The organism is Brevibacterium sanguinis (assembly GCF_003315415.1).
Classification (GTDB): Bacteria; Actinomycetota; Actinomycetes; order Actinomycetales; family Brevibacteriaceae; genus Brevibacterium; species Brevibacterium celere_A.
The window spans coordinates 82,159-94,221 of sequence record NZ_QNSB01000006.1; the positions used below are offsets into that span (position 1 = coordinate 82,159).

The window sequence follows — 12,063 nt, forward strand, 5'->3', positions numbered from 1 at the left end:
CCTCGCCTCGCAGTCGATGTCGGTTCACGTTCGGTGCCGGCGTTCGGACTCGCACCCGGACGCCGGCACCGAACGTGAACCGGAACGGCTAGACGGCGGCGGTCTCACCCCGGCGCGGGCCTTCACCATGGTCCTCGTCAGCGCCTCGGCGACCTCCGGAGAGGAACGCATCGGCCTTCGCGTACTCGGGCGTGGTCGCCAGGGACACTCCGACGTAGAGGGCGAGACTGATGCCGAGTCCGATGAGCACACGGGTCACCGCGCCCTCGGCCCAGAAGTGCGGGAGGCCGACGCCGAGTTCGATGAGGAATCCGTAGACGATGAAGCCGCCTCCTCCGATGATCGAGGCGATCGCCCCGGCGGAGTTCGCACGGCGCCAGAAGAAGCCGAGGACCAGCGGGAAGAACACGCCTGCGGCGAGCATCTCGGAGGCGAGCGCCAGGAGCTTGAGTGCGCTCGGCAACTGGACGGAGACGATGAACCCGATCACTGCGGCGACCACGGTGCCGACCCGGGCGATCCACACCTTCTGCTTCTCACTCGCCCCGCCGCGCATGGCCTTCGTCGTCAGCTCGGTGAGGTAGAGGGAGGAGAGATTGAGGGTCGTGCAGATCGTCGACATGATCGCTGCGGCGATGCCGATGAACACGATGACGCCGAAGATCGGCAGGAAGTGGCTGGTCGCCAGGGTCGCGACGATGCCCTCCTCCGGCGGTTCGTCGAAGGCCGCGATCGAGGCGATGCCGGTGAACACGACGAGGAAGTACAGCGGGATGAAGTAGACCATCGCATGCGCGCTGACCTTGCGGGCCTCACGCGGGGACTTCGTCGCCTGCAGACGCTGCCAGGCGGCGGGGTCGATCGTGAACGCGAGGCCGAAGGCGATGATGTAGCCGAGGTTGGGGCCGAAGCCCTCCCACAGGTTGAGGAACGCGGCGTCGCGCTTGGCCTCGATCGTCGTGAGGATCGCGTCAGGACCGCCGGAGACGATGACCGCCCCGACGAATGTGACAATGAGGCCGACCATGAAGAACGCGAACTGCGCGGTCTCGGTGAGCACCACGGCCCGGAACCCGCCGATCATCGCGTAGAGGAGGGAGAAGACGATGCCGATGGCCACGCCGAACGCGAAGCTGATGTTGAAGAAGACCATGAAGAACAGGCCGAGCGCCACCATCTGGCTCGCACCCCACACCATGAGGTAGACGGCCGTGACGATCGAGAGTACGGTGCCCGCAGTCCTGTTGTAGCGGGTCGTCATGATGCCGTCCTGCGACAGCGCACCGGCGCGACGGATCACCGGCCCGAGGGCGAACAGGGCGATGACGGCGATGACGGTGGGCCCACCGAGCACCCACCACGAACCCATTCCCTGCGTGTTGGCCTCATCGACGGAGATGAGCGCGGAGTTCCCGCCGTACCAGGTGGCGACGAACGCCATCGCCAGCATCCACGCCGGCATGACATTGCCGCCGAGGAAGTAGTCGGATTCGGTGTCGGTGCGCCGCTTGTACAGCGCGACCCCGAGCAGGATGAGGAAGTAGGCGGCGAGGGCGCCGATGAGCCAGTACGGAGACATCGTTGTTTCCTTCTCTCGAGGACTTCTGTCGACCGAAATCCTCGGGAACTCTCCGCGTTGAGAGACCGCTCTGCTGGACCTCGGCTGTCCTCACTCTTCGACACCTGGGCCTGGGGCCTCAACAGCCGTTCTCAGGCGTTGGGAATCAGCTCTTCGACCCTCCCGAGAGCATCAGCGAAGTGCCGATCGCCACCAGCCAGGTGTCCTTGGCCAGCGGGATTCCCTCCTGCGAAGGGCGGATGCCGTCGTCCTCGGTCATGCCATCGATGGCGAAGTAGTTGGCGACGAGCCCGGAGGCGAACGTCGTCAGGGCGGCACCGGCGATCCGCGTCGGAACGAAGGGACACAGCAGTGCCGCGCCGACCGCGATCTCCCCATAGGAGAGGAACTTCCCGAACTGGGCAGGCGACATCTTCTTGACCATGGGGACGCCGTTGGCGGCCGTGTCCTGCAGACCCTTGGCCGTCTCCTCGTCCATGCCGAGCTTGCCGATGCCGGAATTGAGGATGAAAGCGCCCGGGATTGCACGCAGTACTGCGGTGTTGAGCTTCATGTCCCTCTCCTTCGTGCAGTGATGGCTTCCGGTTCAAGACTAGTCTCGCCCGCATCGGATGCGCCACCGACTTTCAGGCCCACCATCCGCTTCCGATTCCCGCGGATTGAGAACTGCTGTGGCCCGCACGGTCCGGACGGATCCACACTGGGACCACTGAGCGGCCCGGGCTGGCGTCTCGGAGCCGAAACGACCGAGAGTCTCGAACCCTGTCCAGGGCAGGGATGCAGGGAAGAGGACCAATGACGGCAACTATGCTGGGCAGCGTATCGATCGGCGCCTTCGACGGCGTGAGCCTCGACATGCTCATCCGTCAGGGTTTCCGACCCGTCCCGATCACGCGGACCCAGCAGGTGGCCCCTGATGTCCTCCTCGTCGAGCTCTCCCCCGCCGAGGCGACCGCCTCCTTCCCGCCCGGCTCCCACCTCGAGGTGGCCGTCCCCCTCCCCGACGGCCCGGCGATCCGCCTTTATTCGCTGGTCACCCAGGTGGGTGCCGGCGAGCCCACCGGCCCGGGTGAAGGATCGGGCGTGCTCCGAATCGCGATCCTGCGCGAGGCCGCCGGCAGGGGCGGCTCCGCCTGGCTGCACGAGCACCTTCCCACCTGCACCTCCCTGCTTGTTCGCGGGCCCCGGGACACCTTCGGCTACCGAGGTGACACCCCGACCTTCTTCGTCGCCGGCGGGATCGGGATCACACCGATCACGGTCATGGTCGCGGCAGCCGCCGAGGCGGGGATCGACTGGCATCTGCTCTACGTGGGACGCCGACTGGAGTCGATGGCCTTCGCCGAGGACCTCGCCCGCACCTACGGGACAGACAGAGTCAGCATCCACACCACGGCCGAATCCGGCCGTCCCGATGTCGTCGCCGCGGTCCGCGAGTGGAGCGCCGAGGTGGGAGCACCGGTCACCGTCTGCACGTGCGGGCCGGTTCCTCTCATGCGCGCTCTCGACATCGGATTCGCCGACGATCCCGCGATCACGGTCATCAGCGAGGACTTCGACAGCGACGTGAGCCCGCCGGGGTCGACAGCCCCCGGCGTCGTCACCACCGGCTCAGCCGCCCGTTCTCCCGTGCTCGGCTCGCCGAGCGGCACCACCTCGACGGCTTCCTTCCGGACCGCCGACGCGGCGAATTCCCCGCGAACGACCGCCTCAGCCGGCACGGACCAGCCCTTCGTCGTCGAGCTCGGCGACGGGTCCGAGGTCGACGTCCCACCCGGCTGTTCGATCATCGAGGCCCTCGGCCAGGCGGGCATCCGTACGCTGAGCTCGTGTCAGAAGGGCACGTGCGGCACGTGCGAGACGGTGATCCTCGACGGTGAGGCCGACCATCGCGACTCGGTCCTCTCCCCCGAGGAGCATGCCGCCCAGGAGACGATGATGATCTGCGTCTCGCGCGCCTGCGGCCCACGGATCACGCTCGACCTCTGACTCGTCGCTCTCCGGCACCTGTCGCGTTTCTCCAATCCTCGCCCTTGCCGAGGCGTCGATAATGCATTCATGACGACCAACTACACGAACACATTCATCAAGGTGGCGCAGGACTCCGCGCTGGCTTCGCCCAAGGTGCCCACTCCCCGGGAGAAGCCGTCGATCGCTCAGCTCCAGTACGAGCTGCTCATCGATGCCCCCTACACGATGACGTCCGACGACCTCCTGTTCGAGGTCCACGCGATCCGGAACGGCTTGGGCGACGAGGAGCGCGAGACTGCACGCGAAGAGTTCTTCTCCAGGTCACAGGCATGCCTGCGCGCCTCGCCCCTGCCGAAGACCCACGGGTGGGGCATCCACCATGACGGTTCCAGCCGGATCGCCCTGGTCCCGATCGGCAGTGAGGAGTACCGTCACCTCAGTGAGGACACTGCGCTCACCCAGGTCCACGCGATGCGCTCGAAACGAGCGTGAGTCACGTCGTCGGCTGGAGTTCCGGCCTCTTCGCCCACTCCCAGGCACCGGCGGCAGCGTTTTCGAATCGAGTATGGGGCCAATCGCTTCCGAACACCAACCGGGTGAATCCACGGTCGAGCAGCTGCCGGAGAAACGCGTCGGCGAAACCTTTCGGCGAACGATAGCGCCCGGATGCTTTCACCCACAGATGATCTAGTCCGACCAATCGAGACAGGGGATGGACATCGAGGTCCGGATCATCCGGCAGCCCGAGGTGGTCGATGACCACGCGACAGGGAAGACCTTCGATCACGTGTTCGAGTTCGGCAAGCCTCTCGGCCTTCGCTTGAATCTCGAGGTGCCAACCAAGGCTCCTCATGCGCGACAGGAATTCCACCCATCTCTCGGTGTTCAGATCAGGCGCATTCACGCCGATGAGGTTGAGGCGGACTCCGCGTATCCCGATCCGGTGCCACTCATCGAGGTCGGTACACGTCATGAACGGATCGCTGTCGTCGACGACCGCCACTCCTCGCAATCTGCCCGGATCGAAGGACAGAGTCTCAAGCAGCAGCGAGTTATCAACGCCGAGGAAGCTCGGCTGGACAAGTGTGCCCCAGTCAAGACCGTGGCGACCAAGCATGTCTATATACTCGTCGACACTGGCGTCGTAATCAGGAACATACCTCGGATTCGCCGTCGCGCTCAGTCTTGCGTGGAAGATATGAGCGTGATAGTCACCGGCCCCTGGCCGCGGTGGGTCGAAGAGGAACTCTCCCGTCGAAAGCCTGTTCATCGAAGTCATACCGTGACTCTACCGAGCCAATTGCTATAAAGCTATAGACCTATACAGCAATCTGCGCTAGTGTGACCCCCATGACAGAATCACGCCTGTCCGGCGATGCACGATTGCCTTTGCACGTGCTGGTCAGCGACGACCTCAAGCGGCGGATGGCTGAAGGAGAATGGGGGCCGGACACCCCCCTGCCGCCGGAACGTCGCCTCGCCGATGAGTACGGGATCTCCATCGGAACGATGCGCCGCGTCCTCAACGAACTTGCGATCGAAGGATTTCTCATTCGTGAGCAGGGCCGCGGAACCTTCGTCCGGCGCGTCGATTTCACCAGTTCCTTCACGCGCTTCTTCCGCCTCGGCGAGAGTTCGACCGACATCCCTGAGAGCCGGATCGTCTCCACCGAGGTGCGCACAGCCGGCGCAGAGGTCGCCGTCGCTCTCGATATCGCCGGTGATGCCGAGATTCTCGTCATTGAGCGTCACCGCCTCGTCGAGGGGGCGCCACGCCTCCTCGAGACCATACACCTGCCGTTGCCGACGTTCGAGGCGCTCGTCGAGTTGCCTTCGGAGAAATTCGAACCTCTCCTCTACCCCATGTACGAGTCTCTGTGTGGAGAAACCATCACCTCGGCGTCCGAAGTTCTCCACGTCGAACCCGCCGACGAATCCGACGCCGGACACCTGCGAATGACCCTGGCCGCACCGATTGTGCGCATCGAGCGAACAGCCCGCAACCTCCTGGGAACACCCGTCGAATACCGCACCAGCCGCGGACAAGCGCTGGGCTTCACCTACCGATTGGACATCAAATGACTCCCGAGATCGTCGGAGTTGTCGGTCTTGTTGCCATCTTCGCGATCGCGATGTGGCGCAAGGTCAATATGGGCGCCGTCGCCCTCGTCGCCGCTTTCCTCCTCGGCACCTTCTATTTCTCTCTCGAAGCCGCCGACATCTCAGCGGGCTTCCCCGGCAACCTGCTCGTCACCCTGGTTGGCGTCACGTTCTTCTTCGGACTGGCGCGCACGAACGGCACGGTGGATCATGTCGTCAACGGAGCCGTGGACCTCGTCAAGGGACGAGCCGCCCTCATCCCCTGGGTCTTCTTCCTCCTCGCCGCCGTCATCACCGGCTCGGGTGCGATCTCGGCGGCGACGAACGCGATCCTCATTCCGGTGGGACTCGCTTTCGCGACCCGCTACCGGATCAATCCCGTGCTCATCGGCCTCTCGATCATCAACGGCACCAACGCCGGCGGGTTCTCGCCCTTGGCCGTCTACTTCTCGATCGTCAACGGCGTCCTCGAGGGCGAAGGCATCTCCGTCGACCCTCTCACCATCTTCCTCGTCACCTTCGCCTTCAATCTCGCGCTCAACATCGTGTCCTTCTTCGTCTTCGGAGGTCGCCGGCTCTTCCACCACAGCGGCGGAACCGATACCGGCGAGGAACTCCAGGCTGGCACCGGCCCATGGTCGGCGAAGAACACGCTGACACTGCTCCTCTTCACCCTCATACTCGTTGGCGGACTCTTCTTCGGCCTCGACGTAGGATTCCTCGCCCTCACCGCCGCCGTCGTGCTCGGCGCCCTGTGGCCCGCCGACCTCAAGGAGGGCATGTCGGGAATCGGCTGGGGCGTCGTCCTCCTCATCGGCGGCATCATCACCTACGTCTCCGTGCTCCAGGGAGCCGGAGTCGTCGACAACCTCTCGAACTCGGTGGTCGGCATCGGCAGCGCCCTCGTCGCAGGTCTGCTCATGATGTACATCGCAGGTATCGTCTCGGCGTTCGCATCGACGAACGCCATGTTCGGCGTGCTCGTTCCACTCGCGGCACCGTTGCTCGTGGCAGGACAGCTCCCAGCCCTCGGCTTCACGCTGGCGCTGTGTGTCGCCGCCTCCGCCGTCGATTCCTCACCGTTCTCCACTGGAGGTGCCCTGGTGGTGGCGAACTCCGAGGAGGACAAGCAGGAGAAGGCATTCAAGGGACTGATGGCCTGGGGCATGTCGATGGTGGCGATCATTCCGGTGGCCGTCTGGCTGATCTTCTTGGCCTGGTGACCACTGCTCACCGAGACGGGCCCGAGTTCTTCATCGGGAGTCCAGATCGTCTCTGACCGGTCAGCTACATCTCCTCGTGGGTGTTCGGGTCCCGGTCCTTCATCCTGCCGCGCGCGAGTCCGGAGATCGCCTCCACCTCGGCGAAGGTGAGTGAGAAGTCGAAGATGTCGAGATTGAGCAGCTGCCGGGCAGGGTCGGCGGACTTGGGGATTGGGATGGCACCGAGCTCGTGATGCCAGCGCAGCACCACCTCGGCGGGAACCACCCCATGATCCCGGGCGATCTCGATGATGACCGGCTCACTGAGCAGGGAGCCGGCGCGGCGCAGGGGTGACCAGGATTCGGTCCGGATGTCCATGGCGCGGTGGAAGGTGAGCAGCTCCAGCTGGGGGAAGTAGGGATGGAGCTCGACCTGGTTGACCGCCGGCGTCACCCCGGTCTCCTCGACGAGTCGTTCGAGCATCGGCTCGGTGAAGTTCGAGACCCCGATCGAGCGGACGAGTCCGCGTTCGCGCAGTTCGATGAGGCCGCGCCAGGTCTCGACGTACCTGTCGACGCTGGGGTTGGGCCAGTGGATGAGGTGAAGGTCGAGGTAGGCGAGATCCAACCTGGACAATGATTCCTCGGTGCTCGCGATCGCCTCGTCGAACCCGTGATGGCGGCCGGGGATCTTGCTCGTGACGAAGAGCTCGTCGCGGTCGATGCCGCAGGTCGCGATCACCCGGCCCACCTCGGTCTCGTTCTCGTAGTTCACGGCGGTGTCGAGGAGCCGGTAGCCGTTGGCGAGCCCGGCACGGATCGCCTCGACACCGTCCTCGCCCCGGAGGTTGTAGGTGCCGAGGCCGATCGCGGGGATCGGCGCTCCGTCGTTGAGGATGAACTCGGGGACCTGGATCTCGGGCTGCGGTTCGCTCATTCCTCCACGGTACGACTCCCACCCTCCCGCGTCGAGGTCGGAGCCGACGGTTCGTGCGTCAGCTCAGTCAGATCCGACGACGTCCGGCATCGGCGGGCGGGCAATAGGATGGAGCGCATGAGAGCCGAGCCGATGATCGAGCATTCATCCACCCGCGACGACCGTGACTGGTCATCCGCCGCGATCGGCAAGCTGCGGGCCGATCAGAACCGATCCGCAGACACCCACCTGGTGGCTGTCCCGATCCCGGGCCTGCCGGACGTCGACCTCTATCTCAAGGACGAATCGACCCATCCCACCGGCTCGCTCAAGCACCGATTGGCGAGGTCGCTGTTCCTCTATGGGCTGTGCAGCGGGCTCATCGGCGAAGGCACGCACATCGTCGAGGCTTCGAGTGGCTCGACCGCCGTGAGCGAGGCCTACTTCGCGCGTATGCTCGGGCTGCCGTTCACCGCTGTGGTCGCCCGGTCGACGAGCCGGTCCAAGGTCGACCTCATCGAGTTCTACGGCGGGCGCTGCCATTTCGTCGACGACCCCGCTCTGGTCTATGAGGAATCCCGCCGGCTCGCCGCCGACACCGGCGGTCACTACATGGACCAGTTCACCTTCGCCGAGCGCGCGACCGACTGGCGCGGGAACAACAACATCGCCGAGTCGATCTTCGAGCAGATGACCCTGGAGCGGCATCCCGTGCCCCGGTGGATCACCGTCGGCGCAGGGACAGGCGGCACGAGCGCGACCCTGGGCAGATACGTCCGCTACCAGTGCCTCGACACCCGGATCGCGGTCGTCGACCCCGAGAACTCCGTCTTCTTCCGGTCCTATCGCGACGGCGAACCGGCTGCCTGGAACGGCGACGGTTCCCGCATCGAGGGCATCGGACGTCCCCGCTGTGAGCCCTCGTTCCTCCCTCACGTCGTCGATCGCATGGCCGCGGTGCCGGATGCCGCCTCGGTGGCGGCCGCGCATTTCCTCCGCGATCGCACCGGGGCGCTGGCCGGGCCGTCGACCGGCACCGCGCTCTACCTCGCGACCAAGCTGGCGTGTGAGATGGACGCGCCGGGGTCGATCGTCTCGCTGATGTGCGACACCGGTGTCCGCTATCTGCCGACCTACTTCGATTCCGAGTGGATCGCCGCGCAGGGCTGGGACCTGCGTCCGTACCTCGACGTGCTGGAGCGAGCGTGGGACTCCGGCGAGTGGACGGGGTGATGCGCCCAGGTGCCGACGGGCCGCGCACCCCGACCGCGCAGGCCCTCAGCCCTTCCCGTCGGCCGCGGCGATGACCGCTCGCTGCCTGACCAGGGCAGCTGCCGTGCGCACCTGCGGGTAGAGGACGACGTCGCGGGTGAGGTGGGCGATCGGCTTGCCCTGGGTGTCCGGGGTCGCGCGCAGCATCGCCGAGACCCGGCGTGCCGCGGTCGAGAGCTCCGATTCGGAGACAGCGGTCCCGTCGGGACGCCCCACCTTGACCCGGAGTTCCAGGGCCTGGACGGCCATGAGCAGTTCGACGCCCACGACCACCTCGACGTTGGCGACGATCTGCCGCAGGTGCCGGCCGGCGTTGTTCGCCATCGACAGGTGGTCCTCCTGGTTCGCCGAGGTGGGGATCGAGTCCACGGAATCCGGATGGGCCAGCGTCTTGCAGTCGGAGACGAGGGCCGCGGCGAGGTACTGGGGGAGCATGAACCCGCAGTCGAGCCCGACCTGCTCGGAGTCGACGAGCATGTCCGGCAGCCCCCGGTTGAGAGTCCCGTCGTCGAGGCGGAAGATCCGTCTTTCGGTGATGTTGCCGATCTCGGTGGCCGCGATCGAGAGGAAGTCGGCGGCGAAGGCGACGTACTCGGCGTGGAAGTTTCCGCCGGAGACGGCCTTGAGCCCCCGGTCGAGATCAGGGAAGACGAGCGGGTTGTCGGTGGCGGCGTTGATCTCGCGCTCGATGAGCCCGAACGCGAAGTCGAGGGTGTCGGCGATCGGCCCGAACACCTGCGGCACGCACCGCAGCGAGTAGGCGTCCTGCGGGGGCTGCCGCACGGGATCGTGGTCGCGGTCGCCGGTGATGAGCTGCGAGTCATGCATGAGCTCGCGCATCCGCGCCGCCACCGCGATCTGGCCCTTCTGTCCGCGAGCCTCGTGGAGTTCGGCGATGAACGCATCTCCGAATCCGAGGAGGGCCTCGATCGACAGGCAGGCGGTCACCTCGGCGGTGTGCAGCGCGCCCTGGACGTCCCAGGCCGCGAGCGCGGTCTGGGCGAGGGAGAATGAGGTGCCGTTGAGCAGGGCGAGCCCGTCCTTCGCGCCGACGGGAATCCGCCTGAGCCCGGCCGCGGCCATCGCCTCGTGCCCGGAGACGATCCGCCCGTCGAGGATCGCCTCGCCGGAGTTGTCGACCTCGTCGGAGCCGTCCGGTGCGGTGGTGAGCACGAGCGCGATGTGGGCGAGCGGGATGAGATCCCCCGAGGCGCCGAGCGATCCGTATTCGGGCACGGCCGGCCAGACATCGGCATTGAGCATCGCGACGAGCCCTTCGACGAGTGCCCACGAGATCGCCGAGTGGCCCTGGATGAGCGAGACGACGCGGATGAGCATCGTCGCCCGCACGACCTCCTCGTCGACGATCCGCCCGATTCCCGAGGCGTCGGCGAGGATGAGTCGGCGGGAGAGTTCGGCGGCGTCGTCGGCGCTCGGGAAGGCCCGCCGTCCGGCCAGGGACCCGAAGCCCGTGTTGACCGAGTAGATCGCCTCGACGCTCTCGCCCGCCTTCATCCGCTCGATGACGTCGTCGAGCCAGGCCCGCGATTTCGCGCAGTGCTCCTCGACCTCGGGCGCCAGCCGGATCCGCCGGCGGAACCGCGCGACCTCGACGAGCTGTTCCAGGGTGGCGGGCTCTCGTCCGAGCACAAGCTCCTCACCGGCGAATTCCTCGCGGGTGCAGGCGGTGGCGGTGTCGATCACGTGGGCGTCCTTTCGTGGGGGAGGTCAGGCGGCGATCGCGCGCAGCGGCACGGAGGAGCAGCTGCGCAGCGTGGTGTGGATGAGCGGCTGGGCTTCCGCGGTGGGTTCGATCATCGCGATGCGCGTGACGAATGCCGACAGCAGGGCGTCCATCTCCATCCGTGAGATCGGCTGCCCCACGCATTGGTGGATGCCCATCCCGAAGGTGAGGTGGCCGCTGGCGTCGCGGGCGACGTCGTAGAGGTGCGCGTCGTCGCCCCACTTGGATTCGTCCCGGTTGGCGCTGCCGGGGAACACGAGGACCTTCGTGTCGGCGGGCAGTTCGACTCCCCCGATGACGGTGTCCCTGCTCGTCGTGCGGTAGAAGGACTGGAAGGGGCTCTCGAACCGGAAGGCCTCGTCGATCGCGAATCTCACGCTGCGCGGCTCGGCGTGGATCCTCTGGTACTGCTCCGGGTGGCAGGAGAGGACCTGCAGCGTGTTGGTGATGGCGAAGATCGTGGTGTCGAGGCCCGCCGAGAGCAGGGCCCGGACGAGGAGGGTCGCCTCGTCGGCGTCGATGTCACCGGAGTCGGCGAACTCCCAGATCTGAGCCCCCATCCCGGCCGGGTCGAGCACGTCGCGGGCGCAGTTCTCCAGCACCCAGTCGTAGGTCCCCTCAGCTGAGGTGATCCATCTCCGTGCGATCTCGTTCTGGGGCCCGAAGGTCGAGAAATTCGCGGCGCCCTGGGCGAGGAGGTTCTCCTCCCGGCCCTCTCGCGGGATCCCGACGGCGTCGCCGAAGACGCGGAGGACGTACTTCTCGGCCAGCCGGGCGGCGTCGAACTCACCGCCGTTCGTCGAGAGCACCTCGTCGAGGATCTCCTTCGCGTAGGCGGCGAAGTCCTTGCGCCGGCGTCGCAGCCGCTGCGGCGCGATGACGCCGTCCATCGCCGCGCGCATGCGGGTGTGGATGGGCGGGTCGACCTCGAGGATGCCGGGCTTCCGCAGGGGCGGATGGTGGTGGGTGTTGACGATGCCGACTCCCGCACCGGAGATGAACGTGCGGTGGTCCTCGAGGATCGCCCGCACCTCGGCGTCACGTCCGAAAGCGTGAACTCCGTGCGCGCTCAGCCACACCGCGGGACCTGCCGCGCGGAGTCGGTCGAAGAAGGGGTACGGGTCGGCGAGGATCTCCGCGGAGTAGGAGTCGTCATCGAGCACGGGAACCTCGAGGTCGGGGTTCGCCGCGACAGGGGCATTCATCGCCATCGGGACCTCCTGTGCTCGGCTCTCTCAGGTCCCCGGCAGCCGCTCGCCGGGGACTCTGAGAAGAGTAT

The 12,063-nt window shown here is 66.4% G+C and carries 11 protein-coding genes; 5 read left to right on the forward strand and 6 right to left on the reverse strand.

Going from position 1 to position 12,063, the window contains the following annotated elements; translation table 11 throughout:
* Positions 1-88: 88 nt before the first annotated feature.
* Positions 89-1,579, reverse strand: coding sequence for a sodium:solute symporter family protein (locus tag DFO65_RS10180; RefSeq protein ID WP_113904323.1), 1,491 nt, complete (start codon positions 1,577-1,579; stop codon positions 89-91).
* 145 nt (positions 1,580-1,724) lie between these two features.
* Entirely contained in the window at positions 1,725-2,132 is a 408-nt protein-coding gene (locus tag DFO65_RS10185; protein WP_113904324.1) for a hypothetical protein, read from the reverse strand.
* A gap of 242 nt (positions 2,133-2,374) precedes the next feature.
* Here DFO65_RS10185 and DFO65_RS17195 point away from each other — a divergent pair, with 242 nt between their 5' ends.
* Positions 2,375-3,568, forward strand: coding sequence for a PDR/VanB family oxidoreductase (locus DFO65_RS17195; RefSeq protein WP_220151321.1), 1,194 nt, complete (start codon positions 2,375-2,377; stop codon positions 3,566-3,568).
* A 69-nt stretch (positions 3,569-3,637) separates the two neighbouring features.
* Complete coding sequence (locus DFO65_RS10195; RefSeq protein ID WP_113904325.1) at positions 3,638-4,042, forward strand: DUF6157 family protein; 405 nt, start codon at positions 3,638-3,640, stop codon at positions 4,040-4,042.
* A gap of 1 nt (position 4,043) precedes the next feature.
* Here the strand turns inward: DFO65_RS10195 and DFO65_RS10200 are convergent, their stop codons facing one another.
* Positions 4,044-4,829, reverse strand: a complete 786-nt coding sequence (locus DFO65_RS10200; protein ID WP_113904326.1) for an amidohydrolase family protein — start codon at positions 4,827-4,829, stop codon at positions 4,044-4,046.
* Positions 4,830-4,900: 71 nt separating this feature from the next.
* Here DFO65_RS10200 and DFO65_RS10205 point away from each other — a divergent pair, with 71 nt between their 5' ends.
* Both DFO65_RS10205 and DFO65_RS10210 read left to right on the forward strand, forming a co-directional pair.
* On the forward strand, positions 4,901-5,632 hold the full coding sequence (locus DFO65_RS10205; protein ID WP_113904327.1) for a GntR family transcriptional regulator: 732 nt from the start codon (positions 4,901-4,903) through the stop codon (positions 5,630-5,632).
* Positions 5,629-6,873: an SLC13 family permease gene (locus DFO65_RS10210; protein ID WP_113904328.1), complete on the forward strand. Its 1,245-nt coding sequence runs from the start codon at positions 5,629-5,631 to the stop codon at positions 6,871-6,873. The genes DFO65_RS10205 and DFO65_RS10210 overlap by 4 nt, the downstream gene beginning before the upstream one ends.
* A gap of 64 nt (positions 6,874-6,937) precedes the next feature.
* Here the strand turns inward: DFO65_RS10210 and DFO65_RS10215 are convergent, their stop codons facing one another.
* Positions 6,938-7,789 carry an aldo/keto reductase gene (locus tag DFO65_RS10215; RefSeq protein ID WP_113904329.1) on the reverse strand — a complete coding sequence of 284 codons (852 nt, stop codon included), beginning with the start codon at positions 7,787-7,789 and terminating at the stop codon, positions 6,938-6,940.
* A 117-nt stretch (positions 7,790-7,906) separates the two neighbouring features.
* Between DFO65_RS10215 and DFO65_RS10220 the strand changes: the two genes are divergently transcribed.
* Positions 7,907-9,001: a PLP-dependent cysteine synthase family protein gene (locus DFO65_RS10220; RefSeq protein WP_113904330.1), complete on the forward strand. Its 1,095-nt coding sequence runs from the start codon at positions 7,907-7,909 to the stop codon at positions 8,999-9,001.
* Between the two features lie 45 nt (positions 9,002-9,046).
* Here the strand turns inward: DFO65_RS10220 and DFO65_RS10225 are convergent, their stop codons facing one another.
* Both DFO65_RS10225 and DFO65_RS10230 read right to left on the reverse strand, forming a co-directional pair.
* Positions 9,047-10,744 (reverse strand): HAL/PAL/TAL family ammonia-lyase, encoded by a 1,698-nt coding sequence (locus tag DFO65_RS10225; protein WP_245940607.1) that lies wholly within the window; start codon positions 10,742-10,744, stop codon positions 9,047-9,049.
* A 24-nt stretch (positions 10,745-10,768) separates the two neighbouring features.
* Positions 10,769-11,995 carry a cytochrome P450 gene (locus DFO65_RS10230; protein WP_245940608.1) on the reverse strand — a complete coding sequence of 409 codons (1,227 nt, stop codon included), beginning with the start codon at positions 11,993-11,995 and terminating at the stop codon, positions 10,769-10,771.
* Positions 11,996-12,063 lie beyond the last annotated feature (68 nt).

What these genes read in the sequence shown, in the direction of transcription:
- DFO65_RS10180 (WP_113904323.1), bottom strand. Translation starts at nt 1,579, where the DNA reads ATGTCTCCGTACTGGCTCATCGGCGCCCTCGCCGCCTACTTCCTCATC.
- DFO65_RS10200 (WP_113904326.1), bottom strand. Translation starts at nt 4,829, where the DNA reads ATGACTTCGATGAACAGGCTTTCGACGGGAGAGTTCCTCTTCGACCCA.
- DFO65_RS10210 (WP_113904328.1), top strand. Translation starts at nt 5,629, where the DNA reads ATGACTCCCGAGATCGTCGGAGTTGTCGGTCTTGTTGCCATCTTCGCG.
- DFO65_RS10215 (WP_113904329.1), bottom strand. Translation starts at nt 7,789, where the DNA reads ATGAGCGAACCGCAGCCCGAGATCCAGGTCCCCGAGTTCATCCTCAAC.
- DFO65_RS10195 (WP_113904325.1), top strand. Translation starts at nt 3,638, where the DNA reads ATGACGACCAACTACACGAACACATTCATCAAGGTGGCGCAGGACTCC.
- DFO65_RS10220 (WP_113904330.1), top strand. Translation starts at nt 7,907, where the DNA reads ATGAGAGCCGAGCCGATGATCGAGCATTCATCCACCCGCGACGACCGT.
- DFO65_RS10205 (WP_113904327.1), top strand. Translation starts at nt 4,901, where the DNA reads ATGACAGAATCACGCCTGTCCGGCGATGCACGATTGCCTTTGCACGTG.
- DFO65_RS17195 (WP_220151321.1), top strand. Translation starts at nt 2,375, where the DNA reads ATGACGGCAACTATGCTGGGCAGCGTATCGATCGGCGCCTTCGACGGC.
- DFO65_RS10230 (WP_245940608.1), bottom strand. Translation starts at nt 11,995, where the DNA reads ATGGCGATGAATGCCCCTGTCGCGGCGAACCCCGACCTCGAGGTTCCC.
- DFO65_RS10185 (WP_113904324.1), bottom strand. Translation starts at nt 2,132, where the DNA reads ATGAAGCTCAACACCGCAGTACTGCGTGCAATCCCGGGCGCTTTCATC.